21 protein-coding genes and 1 pseudogene are annotated in these 25581 nt (G+C 46.1%); 14 read left to right on the forward strand and 8 right to left on the reverse strand.

Translation table 11 applies throughout. The features are described from left to right. The first annotated feature begins 60 nt into the window (after nt 1-60). From C1A10_RS10960 to C1A10_RS10980, 5 genes are all read left to right on the forward strand, one after another. Nucleotides 61-1164, forward strand: coding sequence for an extracellular solute-binding protein (locus C1A10_RS10960; protein WP_101910299.1), 1104 nt, complete (start codon nt 61-63; stop codon nt 1162-1164). A 277-nt stretch (nt 1165-1441) separates the two neighbouring features. Then, nucleotides 1442-2128, forward strand: a complete 687-nt coding sequence (locus tag C1A10_RS10965) for a response regulator transcription factor (RefSeq protein ID WP_101910300.1) — start codon at nt 1442-1444, stop codon at nt 2126-2128. A gap of 2 nt (nt 2129-2130) precedes the next feature. Next, nucleotides 2131-3564 (forward strand): HAMP domain-containing sensor histidine kinase, encoded by a 1434-nt coding sequence (locus tag C1A10_RS10970; protein WP_101910301.1) that lies wholly within the window; start codon nt 2131-2133, stop codon nt 3562-3564. A gap of 16 nt (nt 3565-3580) precedes the next feature. Then, nucleotides 3581-4429 (forward strand): DUF3919 family protein, encoded by an 849-nt coding sequence (locus C1A10_RS10975; RefSeq protein ID WP_101910302.1) that lies wholly within the window; start codon nt 3581-3583, stop codon nt 4427-4429. A gap of 89 nt (nt 4430-4518) precedes the next feature. Then, entirely contained in the window at nt 4519-5598 is a 1080-nt protein-coding gene (locus C1A10_RS10980) for an ABC transporter substrate-binding protein (RefSeq protein WP_101910303.1), read from the forward strand. A gap of 1236 nt (nt 5599-6834) precedes the next feature. Here the strand turns inward: C1A10_RS10980 and C1A10_RS10995 are convergent. Beyond that, nucleotides 6835-8976 carry a helix-turn-helix domain-containing protein gene (locus C1A10_RS10995; RefSeq protein WP_180951098.1) on the reverse strand — a complete coding sequence of 714 codons (2142 nt, stop codon included), beginning with the start codon at nt 8974-8976 and terminating at the stop codon, nt 6835-6837. Nucleotides 8977-9290: 314 nt separating this feature from the next. On the opposite strand from C1A10_RS10995, the gene C1A10_RS11000 reads away from it, so the two are divergent. Beyond that, the gene (locus C1A10_RS11000; RefSeq protein ID WP_180951099.1) at nt 9291-10160 is read left to right on the forward strand and encodes an extracellular solute-binding protein; all 870 of its coding nucleotides are present in this window, start codon (nt 9291-9293) and stop codon (nt 10158-10160) included. Nucleotides 10161-10223: 63 nt separating this feature from the next. On the opposite strand, the gene C1A10_RS11005 is transcribed toward C1A10_RS11000, so the two are convergent. The 5 genes from C1A10_RS11005 to C1A10_RS18500 form a co-directional block, all read right to left on the reverse strand. Continuing rightward, entirely contained in the window at nt 10224-10913 is a 690-nt protein-coding gene (locus tag C1A10_RS11005) for an MgtC/SapB family protein (RefSeq protein WP_101910308.1), read from the reverse strand. 35 nt (nt 10914-10948) lie between these two features. Further along, nucleotides 10949-12469 carry a tripartite tricarboxylate transporter permease gene (locus C1A10_RS11010; protein WP_101910309.1) on the reverse strand — a complete coding sequence of 507 codons (1521 nt, stop codon included), beginning with the start codon at nt 12467-12469 and terminating at the stop codon, nt 10949-10951. Nucleotides 12470-12482: 13 nt separating this feature from the next. Continuing rightward, nucleotides 12483-12929, reverse strand: a complete 447-nt coding sequence (locus C1A10_RS11015; protein WP_101910310.1) for a tripartite tricarboxylate transporter TctB family protein — start codon at nt 12927-12929, stop codon at nt 12483-12485. Nucleotides 12930-13013: 84 nt separating this feature from the next. Next, entirely contained in the window at nt 13014-14048 is a 1035-nt protein-coding gene (locus C1A10_RS11020; protein WP_101910311.1) for a tripartite tricarboxylate transporter substrate binding protein, read from the reverse strand. 317 nt (nt 14049-14365) lie between these two features. After that, nucleotides 14366-14593, reverse strand: a complete 228-nt coding sequence (locus tag C1A10_RS18500) for a hypothetical protein (RefSeq protein WP_180951231.1) — start codon at nt 14591-14593, stop codon at nt 14366-14368. Between C1A10_RS18500 and C1A10_RS18980 the strand changes: the two genes are divergently transcribed. Then, nucleotides 14530-14727, forward strand: coding sequence for a helix-turn-helix domain-containing protein (locus tag C1A10_RS18980; protein WP_101910312.1), 198 nt, complete (start codon nt 14530-14532; stop codon nt 14725-14727). The two genes, C1A10_RS18500 and C1A10_RS18980, sit on opposite strands and share 64 nt — an antisense overlap. 105 nt (nt 14728-14832) lie before the next feature. Here C1A10_RS18980 and C1A10_RS11030 read toward each other — a convergent pair. Beyond that, nucleotides 14833-15447, reverse strand: a pseudogene (locus C1A10_RS11030) (IS5 family transposase). Nucleotides 15448-15796: 349 nt separating this feature from the next. After that, nucleotides 15797-17716 (reverse strand): sigma 54-interacting transcriptional regulator, encoded by a 1920-nt coding sequence (locus tag C1A10_RS11035; RefSeq protein WP_101910313.1) that lies wholly within the window; start codon nt 17714-17716, stop codon nt 15797-15799. 430 nt (nt 17717-18146) lie between these two features. Here C1A10_RS11035 and C1A10_RS11040 point away from each other — a divergent pair, with 430 nt between their 5' ends. The 7 genes from C1A10_RS11040 (at nt 18147) to C1A10_RS11070 (ending at nt 25531) form a co-directional block, all read left to right on the forward strand. Next, nucleotides 18147-19523, forward strand: coding sequence for an MmgE/PrpD family protein (locus C1A10_RS11040; RefSeq protein ID WP_101910314.1), 1377 nt, complete (start codon nt 18147-18149; stop codon nt 19521-19523). Next, the gene (locus C1A10_RS11045) at nt 19498-20334 is read left to right on the forward strand and encodes an N-acyl homoserine lactonase family protein (RefSeq protein ID WP_180951100.1); all 837 of its coding nucleotides are present in this window, start codon (nt 19498-19500) and stop codon (nt 20332-20334) included. The genes C1A10_RS11040 and C1A10_RS11045 overlap by 26 nt, the downstream gene beginning before the upstream one ends. A gap of 37 nt (nt 20335-20371) precedes the next feature. Next, entirely contained in the window at nt 20372-21478 is a 1107-nt protein-coding gene (gene dctP, locus C1A10_RS11050; protein WP_180951101.1) for a TRAP transporter substrate-binding protein DctP, read from the forward strand. Nucleotides 21479-21601: 123 nt separating this feature from the next. After that, a complete protein-coding gene (locus C1A10_RS11055) occupies nt 21602-22129 on the forward strand; it encodes a TRAP transporter small permease (RefSeq protein WP_101910317.1) in 528 nt (175 codons plus the stop codon). Further along, nucleotides 22126-23415 carry a TRAP transporter large permease gene (locus tag C1A10_RS11060; protein WP_101910318.1) on the forward strand — a complete coding sequence of 430 codons (1290 nt, stop codon included), beginning with the start codon at nt 22126-22128 and terminating at the stop codon, nt 23413-23415. Before C1A10_RS11055 ends, C1A10_RS11060 begins: the two co-directional genes overlap by 4 nt. Nucleotides 23416-23453: 38 nt before the next feature. After that, nucleotides 23454-24602: a 2-methylaconitate cis-trans isomerase PrpF family protein gene (locus tag C1A10_RS11065; RefSeq protein ID WP_242968916.1), complete on the forward strand. Its 1149-nt coding sequence runs from the start codon at nt 23454-23456 to the stop codon at nt 24600-24602. 26 nt (nt 24603-24628) lie between these two features. Then, nucleotides 24629-25531: an isocitrate lyase/PEP mutase family protein gene (locus tag C1A10_RS11070; protein WP_101910319.1), complete on the forward strand. Its 903-nt coding sequence runs from the start codon at nt 24629-24631 to the stop codon at nt 25529-25531. The last annotated feature ends 50 nt before the right edge of the window (nt 25532-25581 follow it).

Raw genomic sequence — 25581 nt, forward strand, 5'->3', positions numbered from 1 at the left:
CCGCCGTGCGGCAGTTTTGCCGGGCGGAAACAATATAATACAAAAGGAGTAAGAGAGAATATGAAAAAATTCATTACAGCCCTGTTAAGCGTATCCCTGCTCTTATCGCTTGCCGCCTGCGGAGGAGGGAGCACAGCCGCTCCGTCCGCACCGGCCAGCCCTGCTCCGGCAAGCAGTGCGGCCTTTGAAGCAAGCAGCGAAGAAAGCGCTGATCTCGGCGATTCGCTGGTTCTATACTCTTCCATGACTGAAAATGACCTGAACAACCTGATCGATGGATTCAATTCTGTATATCCCGACATCAACATTGAAGTAGTCAACGGCTCGGCCGGTGAGCTTACCGCACGTATCGCCGCGGAAGCCAATGCCCCTCAGGGCGATATCATGTGGGGCGGCCTGAACTCCGGTGACGGTGACGTTCATTCCAATATTTTTGAACACTGGGTGAGCGATTACGACAAGGATCTCCCTGACGCGTACAAATCACCAAACGGATTCTATAATTTGGACCATCTTTCCACCGTAGTTCTCTGCGTCAATACAGATCTTGAAAAGGAGCTGGGGCTTAACATCACCGGGTATGAAGATCTGTTCAACCCCGCATTGAAAGGCAAAATTGTTCTTTCCGATCCGAACTCCTCTTCCGCCGCATGGAACAATGTCGCAAACATTATGACAGTCTACGGTCAGGACAGCGACAAATCCTGGAGCCATCTCGAAAACCTGCTCCGCAACGACCTCGTTATTTCCACGTCCTCTTCTGTCTGCTTTAAATCGGTCGCTGACGGGGAGTACGTTGTAGGGCTTACTTATGAGGACGGCGCTTCCACACTGTTGAAATCGGGCGCTAAAAATGTGAAAATGGTTTACCCCAAAGAGGGCGCTTCCGGATTTGCCTTCGGCTGTGCCGTTATTAAAAATGCTCCGCACATGGAAGCCGCAAAAGCAATGGTAAACTATCTGATGAGCCCCGAGGGGCAGACCTATCTGGGCAATGCTCTCGGTACTCTGCGTTTCACAAACCCCAACGCATCTTATAAGAGCCCCTATCTGCCGGCCGACAGTGAGATCAGTTGGGTTATCCGCGACAATCAGTGGCTGACTGAAAACAAGGAGAATATCCTGAAACACTGGAATGACCTCTATACCTCCATTAGCGGTTAATATCAGGGCATAGCGGCAAATAAGTTTCTGCGCGGCAAAAGTCGCGCAGAAACTTTGTGCATGTTCCATCTAACTGTCAGGAATGAAGTGCTGTTGCCGCGCGGATTCTTATCGGGGCAGGAGATTGATTCTAAACACCTGATATGGTATCCTGAAATAAAGGAAAGCATAATGCGGATATCTCCTGAAGCGGCGGGAAAATTTATGATGCCAAAATAGTGTTGGGTTTTCCAAACCGGGCAAGTGTTTAGCTCGCATCGAAAGAATGGGCATGATTATGAAATTATTAATCGTTGATGACGAAAAAGATATTGTAAATCTGATTCAAAGAAGTCTTGAGATGGAGGGCTACGAGGCGTTCTGCGCATATAACGGTGCGGAGGCTCTCCAAATGCTGAGAAAGGTGAACCCGGACATCATTCTGCTGGATATCATGCTGCCCGATATTGACGGCTACGGCGTATTGGAGCAGATTCATGAGTATGACAGCGCAAAACCCGTCATTTTTATTTCGGCTCAGGACAAGCTGACCAACCGGCTTTTAGGCCTTGAACTGGGGGCGGATGATTACATTACAAAGCCTTTCAATACCAAGGAACTCGTTTTAAAGGTCAAAGCGCTGTGGCGGCGCATGCATCAGACCCGTTCTTCGCATGAATGCAGCGGACAGACGATCCGGTATGGCAGCATGGAAATACACCCGGTGCTGCGCAAGGTTTTCGTGGACGGGAAAGAGCGGGTGCTTACCTATAAAGAATTTGACACCATCTATCTTCTGGCCTATAACTACGCCCGCGTCTATTCTAGGGACCAGCTGCTCAACGAAATATGGGGGTTTGACTATATGGGGAATACCCGCGCGGTGGACATTCTCATCAAACGGCTGCGCAGCAAGATTAAGCCCTGCGACAGTTACATACACACTCTTTACGGCGTGGGTTACAAGTTTGAGGTGGTGGAGTAGGAATGACCGAACATTCACTCAGACGAAAGAAGCTTCGCTCGCAGTTTGTGCTTGTTAATCTGTGCGCTGTTTCCCCAATTATTGTGCTGCTTAGTGTAATCATGCTGGTCAGCTTCTTTCGTCAGATGCATGATTCCGCCGTGGAGGCAATGCTCGACAAGAGCTACAATTCCCAACTTTACGCCATGCGCTATTTTTCGCAGAACACCGAAACGGACAGCGGTACCTATCTGCGTAAAATCGCCCCCTATTTTGCATCCCATATGGCAGATGCCGCCGGGCTGGATGTGGAGATTTATTCCAATTCCGGCATGCTCGCCAGCTCGGCAAGACGAAAGGAGCCGGCCTTTCTGAGTCAGGACATCTGGCAGGCCTTCAAGAGCAAGTCCTATATGTTTGTCACTCGAAAAGACGGCGTTGTCCTTTCCTTTTCCAGTCCAATCTATACTGCGGACGGTGAAACCGCAGGCGTCATTCGATTTCTGTATCCAATGGCGGAGCAGTATCAGGAGCTATGGAGGATGGGAGCCATTCTGTGCGGACTCACTGCCGCGGCTTTTGTGTTGATTTTTGTAGTGGGGTTCCTGCTGGCGCGTGAAATCACGTGGCCGCTGTATGCGCTGCGTGACAAGGTGAACCATATGAAGGAGGGCGACCTTCAGCAGCGCATACCCCCGGTCGACAATGCCGAAATGGATGAGCTTAGCAGTGCTTTCAACCTGATGAGTGAACGTCTGAACGAATATATCACGATTCTGGGTACCCAGCAGCAGCAGTTGAAGCAGTTTTTCAACAACACCACACATCAGCTTAAAACTCCACTGACATCCATTATTGGATATTCCCAGATGATTCAGCTCAATTCGGATAACGACCAGGTATGCGAGGACGCGTTCATCATTGAAGAAGCGGGGGAGACGCTGCTGCATTCCATTGAGACCGTGCTTGAGGAATCCCGCTCGCAAACGCTGTGGTACCCGTTGCAGACTTCCTCCTTTTCACTGCATGAATTGATCGGGGAAAGTGTCAACCTGCTTAAGCCCAGATTGCTGAAGTGCGGCATCACGGTAGAAAACCGGGTGCCGGAAGATTTAAAGCTGATCGCGGACCGTACCCTGTCGCAGGAAGTTGTGCTTGCGCTTTTAGATAATGCGATTCTGCACAGCGGCTGTTCACAGATCTGTTTCTGGTGCGGCGAGGAAAAGGACGGAAGGATTTGCCTGCATATCCGGGATAATGGGAGCGGGATTTCAGCGGAAGACGCGCCCTATATTTTCAAGGCATTTTACCGCAGTTCAGCCACTGCCGGAAATGGATTGGGGCTGTCCGTCTGCGACAGTTTCATGCGGCGTATGGGCGGTTCTATCCGGCTAAGCAAACCAAACGAGAATCGGGGCGCGGAATTTGTTTTGGATTTCCCCAAGCAATCATCTTGACGGGAAGAAGGATCATATGAATCACTTTCGTAAAAATGAGGAACAGCCTCGAAAGGGATCTCTTCTGAAAGTTATTTGGCTGCTACCTTCGCTCACGGTTGTTGGCACAGTGATCATTGTATTGACTTCAGGGCTTCCTTATAATAAACTGCACACGATTGAAGATGCCTCCTATGTCCAGCAGCTGTCACATCAGGCTGTGCCTGAATCTCTGACATTGCTGGATCCTGTGTGGGGATCGGTGATTATTGAACAGCCGGATAAGGTTCTCGCCTGTTACGACCTGCTGACCCGTCTCCCCTTTGTAGAGAAGGAAGATAAGAGCCAGGGGCGGATACGAAACCGCGAGTTAAGCGGCACAATCAATTTTCTGGATCGACCCAACATTCACTTCAGTATCTTTGACAGCGTGGTTGTTGACGGAATTACCTACGGTGACGCGAATACACAGCTGGAGGCTTCGTTTCTTGCACAGGAACTGTGCGAAGCGTTTTACACGCCGGAGAATTTAAGCAGTCTGATCGACCGGTATACGCGCATCGTGCTCCGCACCGATTCCTCGAGAATCAATCTTTCCACGACTGCCAAAAAACAGCTGAAGGAGGAGATTCTGGCGTGTAAGCTTCTGCGTGACAATGATCAACTGTCTGAAGTGCTCAGAGGAAAAGGGAATGCCCTGTGCCAGATAGAAATTTACACGGATGATACCCAGACGGAAAATAAGCCCAGACAAATACCGCAGATCTACATCGCGGTATATGCAAACGGGCTGTTGGCTGTGTACGACGTGGATCATTCCGTAGGAAGCGACATGCATCTGCTCGGGGACTTGCAGTCAATCCACTCTATACTGCGGCAGAGGTAAATACGCGCAGTTTGCCGTTCTCAGTAAACGCCTATGGGCAATCGGGGCTCTTCTGCATAAGTTTAGCGATTTGATAGGGGGAGTGCCATATGAAAAAAGCAGTTTCACTGTTGCTCACATTTACGCTCCTGATTGGATGCGGCTGCAGTTCAGCGTCTTCGGCAACTACTTGGAACAACGTTTCCACGACGCCTTCCTCGAATGCTGATCGTAATGGCGTTAATGCTCTGTCTGGTATGCACTTAAACATACTGGGCTCTTACCACGAGGACATGGTCAGACGATTAGCCGAGATGTTTGAGACCGAGAGCGGCTGCACTGTCTCCTACCTGCGTATCCCTACCGGTGAAGGGGTTACCAAACTGACGGCTGAAAAAGACAATCCAACTTTTAACGTCTACATAGGGGGTACGGTTGATGCCCATGAAAGCCTGAAATATCAGGGTATTCTGGCCGCTTACCACTCCCCGGTGGAAAATGAGCTTCCTGTCGAATATATTGACCCTGACGGTGTCTGGAAAGCTCAGTATATCGAGACCCTTTCAATCGGCGTGAATACGGAACGATGGGAGAAGGAGTACCCTGGAGAAAAAATCCCTACCACCCTGCAAGACTTGTTGAATCCGGCCTTGAGGGGTGAAATTATCACTCCCGACCCATCGACCTCCGGGACCGGCTACACGTTTATTTCTTCTGTGCTTCAGCTGATGGGAACGGAGGAAGGCTGGAAATATATCAGGGCTTTTAACGAGCAGGTCGGCCAATATACCATCAGCGGCTATACTGCAGCAGAAAAAGCGGGCCTTGGGGAATACCTGATTTGCGTCAATTTCTTAGCAGATCAGCTGATTGTCAATATCTCCGGCTACCCGTTAAAAAGCACCGTCTATGAAGGTGCCGGATGGTCAATCTGCCCCGTGTCTGTTGTTTCAGGCTCCGAAAAAAACATTGCCGCTCAAAAATTTATTGACTTTTGCATTAGCAAAAGAGCCCTTGATGCTTTGGTGGAGCTGGCGAACTGCGTAGCAGTCCGCAACGACTGTATTGCACCGCAGGATGGCAACAGACTTTCAGAGCTGAACGTCAACCACAACTACAGTCCCATTAAGGCCGCCGCGGATAAAGCTGATATTCTCAAGCGTTTCAGCATCCTTGTGGATGACGAATGAGTAGAACAAATCAGCGCAACTTTACACTGCGCTTCAAGAGTTTTGACCCCCGGCAAGCCGGGAGCTTGGCTAAGCCCTGGAAGGGCATAATACCGATCACCCTCTTAAGAGGCGCCTAAAAGATTTGACCAACGCATCGACTTTTTCAGGCCATCTCTCAAGGGGCTATTTTATACCTTTAAAGTCTTGCTACCCGTAAGCGGGTCTATAAACTTTTTTAAACTCATAGCATCATAAAGATATTCAATACTATCAAGTCAAATTAGCGTGTCATCATATATTTTTTCTATAGTTTCATCCTCTACATTATGAGGCAAAAGAACAGTTCCGAGCCGTTTTCGAAACTCTATAACATTAAATTCATTACTATGATATCGATGACATAACTTGAGTAGATTCTCATATCTTTCCATAAAAAACGCCTTAACCTAATGTGTTATAATCGTGACAACTTGACCTTGCGGATTTGTGATAACCTGAATCGAACCAAGACTCTGTGCTGTTTTGCTTCCTTTATGATACGCTGGATATCCGCCGGTACGATTTGATGCAGAGTTATCACCTTAGCCACTTTTCCGGGCGGATTGGTCTTTGCTTTTTACTCTTGAAAGAGGGGGTATACGCCCTGCAATTTACGGTTGACCGATGTATTTCTCATGTTCCAGCATATCAGCAATTATCCTGCCACACCAATCGTAAGGCTTATTGATATTCAGGGGGGATGTCCTATGCCGTTGATCTGGTATCTTCATTTTGGACAATCCATTTTGGATTACCGAGGCCTTTTCTGTAGCCATAAGGCGGTTCCAAGTCAATATTCTCACCTCGCCGATCATCAACCTGAACAACAGCTTTGATTTTTTACTAGTATCCCGCATGTACTACTTGTTTCTTCTACTTCGACGATTCTCTTGCCCGAAGTACTACCATGACGACTATAAGGTGGATGAAACCGGCAAGCCTAATTATATCTGTGAACTCAACAATAACCTCGCCTCTGGTAATAGTTTCGGAAGGCGCAGGTATTATTTTTGTGCCCACCCTTTATACGCAGGGAATTGAAAACATACGCATTTTCCGGCTTGACTCCGCATTATACCGCCGTAACATCTTGGTCTGCCGTAAAAACCAAGGCAGTTTGGAAGCCGAAAAGTTCCTTGTTGAACTAATCAAGGGGCAGCCGCTGTTTCGCTTGGAAAACACCGATTAATCTCCGTTGTTTTTTCTGTCAGAATTTTATATTTCATTTTCGGCTTTGCCATTCCTGAGATGGGCGGCGCGGTATTGCAGCGGGGTTAGCCCGGTTGCACGCTTAAATAGAACAAAAAAATACTTTGGATTTTCATAACCGATTGAACGCACAATTCCCGTTACTGTTTGATCAGTGTCAATTAATAAGTCTTTCGCGTGCTTAATGCGTACCTCATTAATATAATCGCTGATTGCTTTCCCGTTGATCGCACGAAATATCCTGCCAAGATAGGTGGTTGACATCCCCATTTTTTCGGCAATCTCCTGGGCGGAAAGCTTAGGGTCATCAAAGCTGGATTCGATGCGCCGTACAATCTGCTGGGCAATCAATTGCATCTTTTGCTGTTTTTGTGCTGTTTGCAAATCCGCAATCTTCTCAAACAATTCTCTGAAATACTGATGAAGCTGGTCGCTGCTTTTAATATCGTGCAAGCGGTCTTCAATCGGTGTCTGTTCCATGCAACCCAAATCTAGCTTTCTCATCATTTCTATAGAAAGTTGTTGCAGCTTATTCAAGGCCAGGCAAAGGTCTGAGTAGCGATCACATTTTATAGATTCAAAAATTGCATGATAGGTATCAATAGCTTCTTTTAAATTTCCGGCGTGCAGGGCGTTTGTCAATGCGACAGCATCCTTTTCTGCAAATCCGGACACTTTATTCCGGTTTTCTATCATCTTTTCAAAAATGACACGTTGTCCGGGGAATAAAAAATGAAGTTTCCGCAATTCCAGTAAGTTATTATAGTGAAAATAAATACGATCAGGGTTTTCGATAATTTTACTGTAGTAGCAGATGCAGTTAAAGTAGGATGACAGCTCGATGCACAAGGAGCACGGTGTGACTGGGACCGGAAGGTCAATAAGAAGAATCGCCTGGGCGCCGCCGATTGTTGTTATGACAGCATTGATTTGCAATGACAAAAGGAAGGAACGCAAATTATTTGAGTCTGCGCATTCTGCCAGCACCAGCGCCATTTTAGTATCCGGTTTTATCTGGAGAGATACAGACTTTCCGTTCAGCAACGAAATCAATGCTCGTTCCTGTCTCAATTTTAAAGAGCTTTCTATCAGTTGATCCATCTGATCTGATACTGATATGGAAGTCTCCTTTGCAGCAACAGATGAATCAGTTCCTCCCTGAACGAGTCTGAGTGAAGAAATCATTTCGCGGAAAGGAAAGTAAATATAGATCAGCACAGCTAAAATCCCCACAACAAAAAAAACAAGGATTACTGTAAGTATAGACAGTGCTTTATTACGCAGTGAAACAAGGCCCGGCAAACAATCGTCGTATGTAAGCACACGGATGCAAGACCAGTTGTTGCTTTTCATTCGTGTATATAAACACACCATTCGATCTGTTCCATGACCTTTTCCGATCAGATATCCGCTTTCATCACCGTTTTGAGCACTTTCATTCATACGGTTCCAAAAAACAGCGGCCTGCACTGCCCTGTCTTCCGACTTTGCCGCGACCAAACCGCCATTATGATCCATAATAACGTATGAGTCAGTTGAATCGAACCCTAAAAGCTGCGATACATACCAATCAAAAGGAATGTTAATCATAATTGCGCTGTCGCCGGGATTCCCGTTATTATCCAATTCGTAAAACATAAAGGAATAGCAGCCTTTCACAGAAGCGTTTTCATTGCTGGGCAGCGGTCTCCAAATGGGGCGGAGACGGTTTTCCGCAGTTCGGTTAAAAAAAAGTTGTGCCGTCTCAATGTCGTAAAACTGATCCGCAGGCGCACTGATATTCTTGCTTGAGGTTGTATAAATATATTGATTTTTTTCGTCATAAACCGTGATACAATCGGCAAAGACACAGGAACTCATATAGGAACTGAGTTCGCGCAAAGCAAATACGCGGTCATTATGACTCAACAATCTGTTTTGTCTCAATTTTGTCGCGGCAGAGGAATAAAATACCTGCATACTAAAACTGCAAAGAGTTGCCTGCAAGGAATTTGAAATCGTATCAACCTGAGCGGAAAACTCTTTATTCAACTGGGCAACCGCTTGCAGTGTAATTGACTGGAACACATGGTAAAGGGAAAACAGGATGGAGAATGAGATAGACAATATTACAATTGATATACTCAGCCAACGCCGCAAATACAGCACACCGCGCCTCTTCTTCCGATTTACCGTTTGCATTGTATACATACAGCTCGCTTTCTAAGACAACTAATTTTTTATTATAGCATATCAGGTGTATCTTTAAAATGATGCGTTTGCTTTACTTTCTCTGATAGAAATATTAAAATGGTATAAACAGAAAAAATGCAGGTGAAAGTAACGTGAAACATATCATAAAAAGTTTGCTTATAACAATGATCCTTATGATATCGCAGACTGGATGCATCTCTTCGACCGTCCAGTTTATTTCAACAGAAGCACCGCAAAATACATTAAAAACAGTGAGGCTGTATTCGTCAATGCAGGAAGAAATTCTTCTGGACATCAAAAAAGGGGTTGAATCAAAGAACACAGGCCTGACAATGGAGTATTACTTTGCAAGCACTCCGAAAATACTTACAAAAATTGCCACAGAAAGGCAATCAGGCCAGATCGGTGCCGACATCGTCTGGCTCTGCGATGCCGCAGACTGCCTCTGGTTAAAATCTGACGGCATCCTTCAAAAATACGCATCGCCGGAGTCGGAATCGATTTCGCCTGCTTTTCTTGATCCCGACGGTTTTTTTGCCGGAACCGCCCTTGTAACGGTTGGTATCGGATACAACACGGACGAGTTGGCAGGAAATGATGCCCCGAAAACATGGGAGGAATTAACAGACAGAAAATGGCGCGGGCAGATTGCCATGACCGACCCCGGCTCTTCCGGATCAACCATGTATGCGGTAAGCAGTTTGATGCAAAGTGAACAATATGGGCCTGCTTATTTTAAAAAGCTCCATGACAACCAGATAACATTGGAATGCAATACAGCGGCCACACATTCTGCTGTTGCAAAGGGAGATTTCAAACTTGGGGTTATGTTAAGCCATATGACAGAGGAACTATCCGCGCAGGGTGCGCATGTTGCTTTTCAGCCCTTACAGGAAAACTGCCGCATTACAACGATCAGCCCGGTTGCGCTGATTTCAAACGGGGGGTTGAACGAACAAAACAGTAGACTGTTGTATGATTATATTCTGTCTGAAGATGGCCAAAAGATCTTGACCGATCATCATATGATTCCCGTGCGGGAGGCTTCCCCCGATTATCCAAGAATGCCGCTAGACAGCAATGAACTAATGAAAAAATCAAATGAGTCAATCAGCGCGTTTGATGAAATTTTCGGATAGAATGCAGGCAAAAGGCATTCGAAACCGCCGACCGGCAGTTCCGAAATGCCTTTACTTAGTTATCTATAATTCTTCTACGAACTGAACACATTTAAGTTCGTGTAAGGTGTTAAGAATATAGGGGCGCCCGTTTGGGGTTTCGAGCGTGATAAGAGCGGTAGGGCCTCCTCCTTTCAACTGAGGCTTATTCAACTCCATATTTTGAATTTTAATATTTCTTTGCCGCATTTCCCGCACAAAAACCGATACATTTTTGCTGGTATCAAATTCCAGATAAAGATCGAACACCTTTGAGTGCTGGTATATTTCGACATCCAGCTTTGTAATCAGCTTAAGTGTCAATAGAACCAGCAGCAGGCAAATGACGGCACCTTCAATAAAGCCGATTCCAATGGCCAATCCGATGCAGGCACACGCCCATAGCCCAGCAGCGGTAGTAAGGCCGCGAACTTGATTCCGGCCGGTTACCATAATCGTTCCGACTCCCAGGAAACCAACCCCACTGATCACCTGCGCACCTAAACGAGAAAGATCTGTACCACCGCCAAAACGGCGATAAATGAACTCAGAAGTCATAATAACCAGCGCAGAACCCAGACATACCAAAACATGCGTCTTGATACCTGCCCCCCGTCGCTTCATTTCACGATCGATGCCGATTGTCATGCCTGCAACCAGCGCAAACGTCAGCCGAAAAATGATTGCAATGTGTCCCCAACGGTTTAATTGATTCAGAATGTTTTGAAATGGCATGGTTTGCTACTCCTTTTGCTATGCCTTTGAATCATTTAGTTGCTGGATATGCAGTCAGCCGCTGCATCCTCTCCGAGGGCCTGCTTTTCAAATTTCTTCATGAAAATAGGACTGAAAATTCCGAATATGCACAAAATGATTAATACAATGCTGACAACGCTGGAGCACAAGACCATCGGGTTGCCGCCGCTGAGCGCCAGAGAACGTCTTAATCCGCTTTCCCCCGTCGGGCCGAGAATCAATGCCAGAACAATGGCGGCAGGATTAAGATCAAATTTTTTAACAAAGTAGCCAATGATACCAAATAGCAACATGACAATTACATCAACCATATTGTTGCGGATTGCATAGGAACCTACAACGCTTAATGCAAATATTGCGGGAATCAGGATGCTGTCGGACAAACGGGAAACCTTGGCAAACCAACGCGAACCAAACAAGCCCAATGCTGTCATGACAATCTGTACCAGTACGAAGCCGGCAAAAAAAGTATAGGTTACGTCTGCATATTTGTTGAAGAGATCGGGGCCCGGCTGCATGCCTTGAATCAGCAGTCCGCCCATTAATACTGCCGTTACACTTTCTCCGGGGATTCCCAGCGTAAGAGTCGGTATCAGCGAGCCACCGGTAACGGCGTTGTTTGCTGCTTCTGATCCGGCAATGCCTTCAATACTGCCGTGCCCGAAGTCCTCCTTATGCTTGGAAAACTGGCGCGCTTCATTATAGCCGAGGAAGGAGGCAATGCTGGCTCCGGCACCCGGGAGAATCCCAATTAAATTACCTATAATCCACGAACGAATAATTGTAGGGCTGATCAGTTTCAGTTCTTTTCTGCTAAGCATGACGCGGTCGTCAAATTCGATCATATTTCCTTGTTTACGGATTTTGCGTTCGGCAAGGATTAATACTTGCGACATGGAAAACAAACCAATCAGTGTCGCGGTAAAGGGCAGACCGGAATAGAGAGAAGCACTGCCCAACGTATAGCGCATAACCCCATCCATAGGATCCATGCCGATACAGGCAAAGAGTAGCCCCAATGCGCCTGACATGAGGCCTTTTAATATAGAGTTCGTGCTGACGCCCGCAATAATTGTAAGACCAAACAGCGAGAGCCAAAAATATTCCGGTGAGCCAAACGCCATAGCAAGCTTGGCCAGAACGGGAGCAAAAAAGTATACAGATATACAACTCAGCAAACCTCCGATACCAGATGCTATTACAGCGGTACCGAGAGCCTTTCCTGCTTTTCCCTGCAATGTCAGCTGATAACCGTCGATTGCAGTAGCGGCAGACGCTGGAGTTCCTGGCGTATGTATTAATATTGCGGAAATCGAACCACCGAAAATAGCGCCGCAGTACATACCCCCCAGCACGATTAATCCGGTGCTTGCCGGCATGCCAAAGGTCAGCGGAATCAGCAACGCAACTCCCATTGCGGCAGAAAGTCCCGGCATGGCACCAATAATAATGCCGCCTGCCGTGCTGAGAATCATTGCCAGAATATTGATGGGAGCCAATGCATTTAGAAAACCATTGATAATTTCTGTTGCCATTTCAATCACTCCTTCACATGAGAATTCCGGTTGGCAGCGGAACATTCAGAAACAGCGTGAATGTTGCATATACCATTGCCATAAAACATACTAATGTTATGATAAGAGGCTTTTTGGATACTTTTAAGAATGCCATGGTGCCCAACATATAAAGGAATGTTGCGGAATAAAAACCCAGTATCGACATCAAGACAATGTACAGGATGCAAAGACCCAGCACAACAAAAAACTGCTTGTGCTGAAATGACGCAAAAATGATGGGGTAATCGTTTGTGATTTTCTTTACTTTTGCGAACTTCATTACACACTGTATGAGGTATAACGTATTCAGGAGTGCTAAAATCGCCATGACGATCATCGGGTAAATCTGCGCGTCAGAAGGGAAAGCCAGCGTGGAAACAAAGAATATAAATGTGATCACATAGATCACAACAATTACGCTAATATCACTTTTTTTCATGAAAGACCGCTCCTAATGCGTGATAAAGGAAAGGTGTCATTGCAGATGCAGATGGCACCTTTCCTTTTCCATTTAACTCATTATTTAAAATAAGTCCGGTAAAATTGTATTGACGAAATCAAATTGGGAATGGATAAAGGTTTTAAGTTCCTCCGGATCCATGTAATTGATGGTAAGACCCGCATTCTTGGACTTTTCAACATTATCCGGATCTTCCATTGCATCTTTGAATGCTTTCGCATAAAAGTCGACCATTTCCTGAGGCATTCCTTTCGGGCCGACCAGAGCGCGGTAAGAACCATAGATCAGATCGTATCCCTTTTCCTTAAGGGTCGGAACATCCGGATAATCATCAAGACGTTTTTCTGTATAAGTTGCCAGCATCTTCAATTCGCCGTTTTCTCCGATCAGGCTGGAAACATCGCCGACCTTGGGTACAGAAATATCAACTTCACCCTGACGTAAAGCAAGCAGCTGGTCGGCTGTGCCGCCGTAAGGAACATTGGTAACCTCAAAATTTGCCATTTTGGCAAGCAGCTGAATTCCAATATGGTTGGAGGCTTTTTCTCCGTTTGTGGAGCATTTTATTTCATTGGGATGTTCCTGACAGTATTTAACCAGATCTTCAATTGTATTGAATTGACTATCTTTGCGCACTACAACGCAGGATGGCTCAGCCAGATGATTGCAGATTGGTGTAATGCTGTCCTCTTTAAAGGGAGAGTTGTCCTCTGTTGCAAGGCTTGCATAGGTAGGCAGATTAATAAATCCAATTGTATAGCCATCAGGTTTAGCATTTGCAAGTTCAGTATAACCGATTTTGCCGTCGGCGCCTTCTTTATTGACAACTACCAGTGTTTTCCCAGTGTACTTTTCTGCTGCCGCGCATAGAATCCGGGCTCCGGTATCGGTGCCTGAACCGGCCTTATAGGCAACCACGACATTAATATCTTTCTCTGGTTTCCATCCGGTCGATTCCGTCTCAGAGCTGGAAGCCGCGGAGTTGGAAATAGTGGGATTGGAAGCAGCAGCCCCTTTATTATCCGGAGCGGTACTGCTGCAGGCAACAGTTGATGCCAACAACAAAGTTGTTAATGAAAGACTGATTAGTTTTTTCATGCTATTTTCCTCCTTCAACTTTATAAAGTGCATGCAAGCGATTGACTTGTGCAATTTACACAGTTCATGATATACATGTCGCTTAAAAAAGTAAAGTTTAAATAATTTAAACTATTTATATATACATATTTTAAACTATTGATTTTCGATGAACTGCTATTAAATAACGTTCGCGAGGTCCGATTGGATTCATTGAGGACCTCTGGAAAATAGGTTTATATTCTTTAATACATTCTCCATGCTCATGGAAAACAACAGGGCGTTCAGAATCACCCGTACCCGGCTTTTTGGCACGGGAAGCAATGTCACCGGAACGCTTACCAGTATGGCGGCAATCCTGTAACCGTGTTGATCATGCCGAGAGCCATTTCTCCGCCCCCAGCCTGTGAAATCCGAATCAGGAGCAGCAACGCCATGAAGGCGGTGACAAAAGTGAACAGATCGAACAGGATGACGATTTGAAGATTGGTGAGATAATCTAATGGACTATTTTCTGGCTCTTTCCACTCAGCAGAAGTCGAAATCCGTGTTGTTGCCCGTAACAAAAAAACAGCTTGCCAACTATTTCGGTGTACAGCGCCCCTCATTTTTTCGGGAGCTGAAACGAATGAAGGACGAAGGCTTAATTGATATTACGAACAAGAGAATTCCGATCAAATTTCTTAATGGACAGAGCTGATTTTTAAGGTAGCATCGCACAACAGCATAAAAAGGGCTGCGCGGCCCGCCGAAAACAGCGAACAGCGCAGGATAGGTTCTCTTTTGGTTGCACAGGCAAACTAAATCAGACCAGCAAGCAGAGCCTGTCAGTCAAGATTAAATTCGCCAGTGCGAACATGATATTCAATTTAGCGATTTGTTTTGACAGACCTCGGTATCGTGTTTTTCGGTATCAGAGCAATTTCTTGACTACGCCAAAGACATGCTCCACTTTTGCCCGGACGGATAATTTCCAGTGCTCTGCTTTTCTGGCCGTATATTGTTTGCTGGGACTCAGCTTTCGGAGCTGAGATGGACGGCGGTTGATCCGGTATTTGATTTTCTTGCCCTGATCATTGTACACAACAGCGTCCCCGCGTTTTTTAGCGCCGAGATAGCCACTGTCGCCGTAGGCGGATTCTTCACTTCCGGTTAACAGCTCAGAGACAACCGAAACATCGTGGACATTAGCGAAAGTCACTTTCAGCGTATAAACCAGTCCGCTGTCTTTATCTGCACCGATATGTGTCTTATACCCGAAATGCCATGTATTGCCCTTTTTCACCTGATGCGTATCCGGATCATAGGGCTTGTTTCCACGTTTTCCTTTATAGTAGCACAGTCTGATGATCGTTTCCCATTCGCCCCACGGAATGAGCTGTTCAATCTGCACCAGAAATTCTTTTTTCTTTGTCCGTATCTAGGCCAATTCGTCGCTCAAACTGGACAGGCTCATTTGTTTATCCATGCTCTTATTTTACCATATCCATGGCAGATATAACACTCTGTTTTTGTGCAGTATTGCCTTAGTTAAAACCCAAACCATAATTAAATTTTTCTTTATTAATTGATGAGGGAAATGGCTCAATATGCCCAGTTCCCTCATAGATGTTTTATTGTTGTGAGTGCCTTTATAATGTTATATAGAAAAATTGAAGGCCATTCCTATTCTTGTTCTAAGCGACAGATTATCAGGAATAAGCAGCAGAGGAGGCGTTTGTGATATTATTATAGAATACGGTTTCGGAATTCTATGAAATATTGATTTTTCAAACGCCCTGAAAAAGTTTAATTTTGCGCCATAGCGTGACCCGGCTGATTCCAAGCAGTTCGGCAGCGCGGGTGTAATTTCCATCAGTCGTGGCCAAAGCTTTTCGAATGCGATCTTCCTCCGTTTCGGTAAGTTTGACTGTTTTCGGCATAAATACAGATTCTCCATTTTCCAAAGGGGACTGTACCATAAGCCTACGCCGCCGCTTTTCGAGTTCTTTTGCGATTTGCAGATAAATTTCTTCATTGGGCTGGGTCAGGTCGCAAGTAACGCATATTATTTTTGAAAAGTTTTCCAATTCTCGGATGTTGCCGGGCCAACTGTATGAACACAGCGCCTGAATCAATTGTTTGGAGATCATGTTCAGATGCATCACAATGGATGGGCTCTGCTTGGAGACAAAATTCAGAAATAATGGGTAAATGTCCTCAACACGGTCGCGCAATGGAGGAAGATTCAACTCTAGCACGTTTAAGCGGTAGTAGAGATCCTCACGAAACTTTTTCTGCTGCACCAGTATCCACAGATCCTGATTGGTTGCGGCGATAATGCGGATATCCAGATCAATCACCCGGCTTCCGCCGACGTGAATCACTTGCATCTCCTGTATCACACGCAACAGCTTGCTTTGCAAAGACATGCTTAATTCACTGATTTCGTCCAGAAAGATTGTTCCGGTATGTGCCATTTCAAAGTAGCCTTGTTTTCCGCCCTTTTTTGCACCGGTGAACGCACCCTCATCATAACCGAACAACTCGCTTTCGAGCAGAGCCTCGCTGATCGCGGAACAGTTTACTGCCACAAAGGGCCGTTTGGCGCGGGGGCTGTAATTGTGGATGGATTGTGCGAGGACTTCTTTACCTGTCCCGGTTTCTCCCAAAATAATGATATTGTCATTGCTCTGCGCAAATTTTTTTGCCGTTTCAATCATTTGATTAAACAAGGGACTGTTGGAATTGTAATCTTTAAAATATTTATGTGCAGAAAAGCCTCTTTGCGCCAGAGAACTTCGGATGTGATATTCCTGATTCTGGATAGACTTGATATTATCGATTGTCAGCATAACATTGCAGAGGTTTCCCCTGCGAAGGATCGGAACCGCAGATAGAATACATGTTACTTCTCCAAGCGAACAGATCAGATGATTGACAGGTTCTTTTTTTTCGTAAACATTTTGCAGAGCCTTCTCATTTAACAGCTCGAATATTTTTGTGCCAACCACACTTTTCCCTTTTTGAAAAAGAATCTGCTGCGCGATTGGATTGCAGATGGAGATGATGCCTGTTTCATCAGTAAAGATGATGCCGCTGTGCGAATGGGAGATTACGCTCGCCATACGCTGGTTCTCTGCGGCTTTTTCACAGATTGATACGCCCATATCATAAGCAAGCTTGATAAATGAGCGCAGCGATTCCTTGGGATATAAAAAAATACTTTTCAGCCCGGCAGCCTGTGCCTTTTCACATACCAGGCCGCTGCCAATAATGCATTTGCATCCGCGGGCCTTGTAGGAACTGATCATACGGTCGATGGCATCCACCTCGTCATACCAGCTGGAAATGATATCGAATGCAAGAATGTTGCGGATATGGTCGATCATGGGGGTGGAACGTTTGAGCGGAAAGATAATGACCGGTTTTGAGTCATAAGAGACCGCGGTGCTGTAGGCCAAGAGAATGTCATAGATGCTTGGCTCGATAGTAATGATCGGGCGATCCGTTTTGGCTCGTAAAATCTTGGCCAGTTGGCCGCTGGAAAGGAATACATCCGCATTGCGCACTTCACGCGGCAATTCCATATCGTCGGTCAGCATCGTATCCGAATATAAAAAGTCCGCCGGGAGATTCATAGCGTCAATCTCATCCGAAAGGGACTGCTTTAAAAGGCCGACGCTTAAAACTCCAATTTTACAGCGCATTTCAAGTTCCTCCTATATTTCCTGATTTGTCAATTTACAGGAAGGAAAAAGTTTGATAATATAGTCAGTAATCCGTTTAAATATTTTGATAATAGTATACTAAAATGTGAGCAATAAGGCAAGAAGCGTTACATGTGAAACCGAAAATTGTTTCATATGTAACACTTCTTTGAAGAACAGTGAAACAGTTAAGCGGAAATGTATCATCAAGGTGGGTCTGTAAAAATATGTTTTCAGGAGGAATACAGTAAAATTTGATCTAAACGTAGTAAAACCTGACAAATGCTGTCAAGTCAATTTGTGGGAGCATCCAAAAGAGTATATAGGCAAAATGCATTGTCCCAATTTGGCACGTTAATTGCTCATTATATTGGCATAACATAGCGGCATCACGAAGCCAATATGGAAATGAAAAAAGGAGCAGTGCATTATGGAAAAGTCTTTATCCCAGCAAGTTGCAGCGATCGGCGCAAATTTGAAATTTGAGGATCTTCCGGAGCGAGTCGTCAACAATTCCAAGATGTTTATTCTCGACCTGCTTGGAAACATCATTGCTTCCCGCCATATTGAGTCCAGCGAGATTGTATTGGAGACTGCGAAAGATCTGGGGGGAACCCCCACCAGCACGGCGGTAGGATGCAATTACAAAACCTCGGCGCAGATGGCGGCATTGATCAACGGTACATTCGGCCATGCATTCGATATGGACGACGACCACCGTTATGGTATCCAGCATCCGTCGGTCGTCGTTTTCCCGGCAGTTCTGGCACTGGCAGAACGCTTTAAAAAGAGCGGCAAAGATGTAATCACCGCATTCGCTTACGGCTCGGAAATCACCATTCGCCTGGGTGAATCCTTTGAAGGACAAACCTATTATCAGGGCTTCCATCCCACCGGAACCTGCGGCGTATTCGGCGCGACCGGCGGCGCGGCTAAGCTGTTGGGACTGGATGAAGAAAAGATCACCTACGCGCTGGGATTGGCGGGCAGTCAGGCGGCGGGTTTGCTGGAATGGAAAGCACAAGGTACCTGGTCCAAACGTTATCAGGCGGGGCATCCCGCGATGTGCGGCGTTATCAGCGCACTGATGGCCAAGAACGGTTACACCGCTCCCACTACTGTTTGGGATGGCCAGGACGGTTTCATCCGCGCCTATTCTTACAAAGATATTTACAATTATGAAAAGGTCAGCGGCGAGTTCGGAAAACGCTGGGAAATGGCGGATACCTCGATCAAAGTCCATGCCTGCTGCCGCTTCTCCGCCCCTCTGGCGGATGCCGGCGTAGAACTGTACAAACGTGGGATTGATTACAAAAATGTCGAGTCTGTTCTGGCGCGTGTCAACAAGTATTCCATCAAAGTGCTGACGATTCCCACCGAAACCAAGGCCGATCCGAAAACGGTTGTTGACGCGCAGTTCTCGCTGCCGTATGCGATTGCCTGTGGCATGGTCAAGGGGCACGAGAATATCGATGATTATACCAATGAGTCGATCCGTGATCCTGAGGTGCTCGGTCTGGCGAAGAAGGTCACCTGGATGCTCGACCCTGAAATTGAAAAGGTTTATCCGAAGTATTATCCCTGCACGGTTGAAGTCACCATGAAAGACGGTTCTAAAGAGATCACGCACATCGAGTATCCGAAAGGCGATCCTGAAAACCCGGTTTGCTGGGACGAGGCAGTTGAGAAGTTCCGCTTCATGGCCGGCCATGAGATGGGCTCTTACAAGGTCGAAAAGATCATTGATCTGTGCAGTCGTCTGGAAACGCTGGATAACCTGGATGAACTGGCCGACATGCTGTACTGATCTTAAAATAAAAAGTATTGTTGGAATGAGGCGTTCTGGCCGGCGCATTCAAACGCCGGCCAGAACGCAAAATCAACTAGAAGCGGTGAAAATAATGAGGAATTACAAAATCTATCCGCTGCATCTTGGAACGATCAACCGTGATAATACAAACATGATGTATATGTGCGAGCCCGGCAAGAAAATAGATATTCCCTTGATTGCATGGCTGATTACGGACGGAAAAAGCAATATTCTGGTTGATACCGGAGGAACAGCTGCGGATGGGATTCATTATATGCCATATATGCAGGAAAGCGGGCAGGATATTATTACGCAGCTCGCAAGACATGAAGTAATACCAGAAGATATTCAAATCGTTGTTATGACACATTTACACTGGGATCATGCAGGGAATAACCGGCTGTTTCAAAACGCCGTGTTTTATACGCAGCGAAAAGAACTCGAATATGCGGTGGCTCCACTTGCCATTCAGAAAAATGCATACAACTATAAACTGATTTTTCAAACTCAATACTGTGTGCTGGATGGGGCAACGCAAATCCTTGAAGGAATTTCCGTAATAGAAACACCTGGACACAGCCCCGGAAGTCAATCGGTCATTGTTGAAACTGAAAAAGGGCCTTATATTATTGTCGGTGATTTAATTGGGCTGTATGCCTGTATTGAGCATGATCCGATGATCGTTAATGGACTGCATACAAATCTGTTTGAATACTATGATAGCTTGAATCGGGTAATAGCGTCTGGATGCACCATCCTTCCAGGGCATGATCCTAAAGTACTAGAACATGAAGCTTATCCAATGTAAATTATTTCACGCAGTAAGAAGAAAAGGGGAAGGCAATATGCAAAAATTCAGGGGAGCGATTTCTTTTGTAACAGTATTGTGTATGGTATTCTCGTTTTGCGCTTGTGGCAACAGCAATACTACGCTATCTTCTTCCACAGAAAAAAGTCCGGATGCGGGGTCTGCTGCGGCGAGCGCACAGTCGGGCTCTCAAGAGACCACAAAAGACTTGTCTGGCGCAAAATATATTTTAAAGGCTGGTCACGTCCTAAGTACGGAGCATCCGTACCAGAGCGGATTGGAAAAACTGGATGAACTGCTCAACGAGCGAACCAATGGAGAGGTTCGAGTGGAAATTTACCCGTCTTCACAATTGGGAAATGAGCGGGACTTGTTTGAAGGTTGCCAGCTTGGAACTGTTGATTTAGCGCTTGGAGCGACTGCGCCGCTCGCTAATTTTATAGAAGGGTTTACTGTATTCGATTTGCCATACCTGTTTGCTTCTAAAGATGAAGCATATAAAGCATTGGATGGCGAGTGGGGCAAAAACAAAATGGATACGTTGGAATCAGTGGATATGATTGGGTTGGCTTTCTGGGAATGCGGATATTTTGATGTTATTAACAGCAATCGGTCGATCAAAGAAATTAAAGATTATGATGGCCTGTCCATCCGTGTTATGGAAAATAATGTATTCATGGCAACGATGTCGGCACTTGGAATTAACCCGGTTCCGATGGCCTGGAGTGAAGTATTTACTTCGATTCAGAATGGTACGGTAGATGGTACGTCGAACCCGATAGCGACCATTTATAGTTCCAATATTCACACAATTGCAAAATATTTTACGATAGCAAATATGATTTATAGCCCTACGCCGCTGATCATGAGTAAAGCGACCTATGATTCATTACCGGCTGAATATCAGCAAATCTTAAGGGATGCAGCGCAGGAAGTTGCACTATATGAGCGTTCACTTGTTTCGGATATGGAGGATACTGCACTGGTTGAAATGGAGAAAGCCGGTACTGAGATTATAAAATTTGATGATACACAAATCGCAGAGATGAAAAAGCTGATGCAGGAAAAAGTGTGGCCGCAATTCATTGGAAGCAGTGTCGAACAAAACGATATCGATCAGATTCAGAGCATTATAGGCGGATAATTGTACAATAAGCGTAAGGAATCAAAATGAGGCATATGCGATTCAATTTGCCGGCTGTAGATAAAGGTTTCCTACAGTCGACGAAATTGAATCAACTCACTGAACTTCGAGTTGGAGGTTGTTATGAAAGGCAACGAAAAAAAGAATTTGCTTCGCCGGATCAGCCGCTCCTTTGATATGGTCGAATCAACCGTGGCACTTCTCAGCTTTCTGGCAATGTTTATTTTCGTGCTCATCACCATTATATACCGGTATCTGTTGCATCTGCCGCTTTTGTGGACGGAAGAAAGCGCCCGATACATGATGATCACGGGAATCTTTTTTGGAATGAGTATTGCGGTACGTGAGAATGCGCATTTAGGTGTGGATATTTTTATCAATCTTCTTCCCAAACAATCTAAGAAATCTGTACGGTTATTTTCAGATATCATCACGCTGATTGCATATCTTGCAATTTTGTATTCGACTTATCTGTTTATGGCAAAAACCTTTGCAGGAAATCAAACCTCGCCTGCGTTGAAACTGCCAATGTACATGATTTATGGTGTGATCTATGCAGGATTCCTTTTGGCCACAATTGAACAGATTATTAAAATCATTCTTCCTATGACGGAAAAGGGGTTCCCCACGCATGAGGAGGTGGAAAAATGAGTTCAACAGCGATTGTTTTGTTTGTGATTTTTATATGTTTACTAATTGTTGGAGTTCCGGTTGCGGTATCGCTTGCGTTTTCTTCTTTTGTCTATTTATTTTGTTTTACAAATATTACACCTATGGTGGTTGCACAAAAGTTTTTTACGGCTGCTGATTCCTATAGTTTGATGGCAATTCCATTTTTTATGATTGCGGGGGGATTGTTGGAAAAGGGCGGCGTTGCAAAACGGCTGGTCGACTTTGGCAGTTCTATTTTAGGATGGCTTCCGGGTGGACTTGCAATTACAGCATTTGTCGCCTCTGCTTTTTTTGGAGCGATTTCCGGATCCTCTGCGGCGACAGTTGCCGCGATCGGAGCAATTATGGTACCGATTATGATCCGAGAAGGTTATCCGGAACGGTTCGCATTGGCAACCTGCGCTTCGGCTGGCTTTTTAGGGATCATTATTCCGCCTAGCATTCCAATGGTCATCTATGGAATGGCGGTTGGCATTTCTGTCACAGATGTGTTCCTTGGCGGTATTTTTCCAGGAATTATTCTGGCGCTTGGAATGGCAATTTATTCTGTAGTATATGGATTCAAACATAAAAATGAGATCGTTATCCATAAATTTTCTTTGCGTAAAGTCTGGCAATCTTTTAAAGACGCAGTGTGGGCTCTGCTGATGCCAGTAATTATTCTAGGGGGTATTTACGGTGGGATTTTTACTCCTACGGAAGCGGCTGCGGTAGCAACCCTTTATGGCGCTGTAGTTGGAACTTTCGTTTACAGGGAGTTGGATCTGAAAAAAATTATCGATATTCTGCGCGGTTCCGTAAAGACCAGCTGCGTCATCATGTTTATTGTATGCGCTGCAACGGCTTTTGCATATGTATTGACCCGCGAAAATGTGACGACTTCCATTGCAAAATGGATCATTGGTATTGCTGGAAACCAGCTTACATTCTGGATTCTGGTCACGGTTCTGTTGCTCTTTGTCGGAACTTTTATGGACACCGTTCCTGCAGTTATGATCCTTGCACCGATTTTTGCCAACGTTTTGAACGATTATGGCATCAGTTCAGTAGTATTTGGGGTCGTCATGATTATCAATTTGGGAATCGGTTTGTGCACACCGCCAGTAGGTTTGAATCTATATGTTGCAGCTGGATTGCGTAAGGTTGGAATCGAAATAGTTTGTAATAAACATCTGCTCATTTATCTCATATTAGCTACGGCATTTTTAATTTTATTGATGGCTTGCCCGAATATTATTACATGGCTCCCATCAATGGCTGCATAAAATTGAACTGAGCAGCAAAAAGAAGGGAAGTGGTTTTTATGTATCATCCGGCAATGGAACGTATTCCCTGCGTGATCATGCGCGGCGGAACGAGCAAGGGTATTTTTCTGAAAGGCAATGATTTACCGTGCGACCCCGCAAAGCGGGATGCGGTGATTCTGTCAATTTTCGGCAGCCCTGATACCCGCCAGATCGACGGTCTGGGCGGCGCGGATCCACTCACCAGTAAGCTGGCGATCATCAACCGGTCCAACCGGCCAGACGCGGATGTGGAGTACACGTTTGGTCAGGTGGATATCCACAGTGCATTCGTGGATTATTCCAGCAACTGCGGCAATATTTCTTCCGGAGTTGGTCCTTTTGCGATTACGGAGGGCCTGGTGCAGGCGCAGCAGCCGGTTACTACTGTGCGTATCTATAACACTAACACTGATAAAGTGTTCATTGCGGAGGTTCCGGTGGATGACAAGGGACCGCAGGAGGTTGGCGAATATAAGATCCATGGCGTACCTGGAACGGGTGCCCGTATCGGCTTAAATATGGCAGGGACGATCGGTGCAAAGACCGGCAGGCTCCTCCCCACCGGGAATCCGATCGATACAATCCAGATAGATGGATTCGGACCGCTCACAGTCTCAATGCTGGATGCGGGCAGCCCGATGGTGTTCGTCCGGGCGCAGGATCTGGGGCTTGTCGGGACGGAAAGCCCGAATGAAATCGACAGTGATCCAAAGATGCTCGAATTGCTGGAACATATCCGCTGTATTGCAGCGGAGAAAATGGGAATCGCTGATCGGGCGACCGCACATGAAAAAGTGCGCGCAGTCCCAATGGTAGCATTCGTTTCCAAACCGCAGGCATACCGGGGCTACACCGATGGAAAGCGTATTGAACCGTCGGAAATCGATTTTGTCTCTCGCGATATGTTCATGGGAATTATGCATAAAACCTATTCCGGTACCGCAACGGTATGTACCGGTTGCGCGGCAATGACCCCCGGAACGGTTGTGCAGCAGCTTATGGGGGACAAAGGGGACGATTATACCGTTCGTATCGGCCATCCCAGCGGAATTATCGAGTGCAACGTCACCCGTGAGAACGGCCGGATCGTCCGCGCGGTTTTCGGGCGCACGGCACGCCGCATCATGGAAGGCTACGTCTATGTGCCCAGAACGGTTCTGGATTGAAGTGAGTTTGAAAGGACGAAATACATATGAAAACAAAAGGTCTGAATGGGGCGAAACTCCTGCGGGAGCGTCTCAAAAATCCGGAAATCATTGTTGCGCCGGGCTGCTATGACGCCCTTACGGCGCGTCTGGTGGAACAGGCAGGATTTGAAGCGGGCTTTATGACCGGTTACGGCGCGGCGGGGTCCTTTTTGGGGCTGCCGGATTACGGCCTGATGACCATGAACGAGATGTCCACCATCTGCGCCAACATGAACGCAGTGGTTGATATTCCGCTGATCGGAGATATTGACACCGGCTACGGCAATCCGTTGAACGTACAGCGTACCGTCCGGGAATTTGAGCGTGCGGGAATGGCGGCGGTCCATCTGGAGGACCAGGTGTTCCCGAAACGTTGTGGACATATGGAGAATAAAGCAGTTATTCCGATGGAGGAGCATATCGAGAAAATCCGCGCGGCGGTGGAAGCGCGGGAAAATATGCTGATTATTGCCCGCACCGATTCCCGCGCGACCCACGGAATCGACGAAGCGCTCAAGCGTTTGGAAGCTTACAGGGATGCCGGAGCGGATATTGTCTATGCGGATGCCCTGCGCAGCCAGGAAGAGATGAAGCTGGTCGGTTCCATAAAAGGCGTTTATAAATTTGCCAACCAGGTCGAATTTGGAAAGACCCCAATGCTGCTCACCGAGGAGATTCAGTCGCTGGGCTTTAATATTGTGATCTACCCGACCAGTTCGGTATTTGTTGCCGCCAAAGCTGTACAGCGCCTGTTCAAGGACTTGAAAGAAAAGCATACGACCCGTTACTTTATGGAAGACAACATGACAAAGTTCGACGAATTCACCAATATCGTTGGCATGCCGGAGCTGATGGAGATGGAGCAGCGTTACAAGGTCGACGAGTTTAAAAAACACGATCAAAACTGATCTTCAGGGGCTCCGCGTCGGATTGGGGCGGAGCCCCGATTCTTTAAAAC

Origin of the sequence: Marasmitruncus massiliensis, assembly GCF_900186535.1 — a bacterium.
Lineage (GTDB): Bacteria > Bacillota > Clostridia > Oscillospirales > Ruminococcaceae > Anaerotruncus > Anaerotruncus massiliensis_A.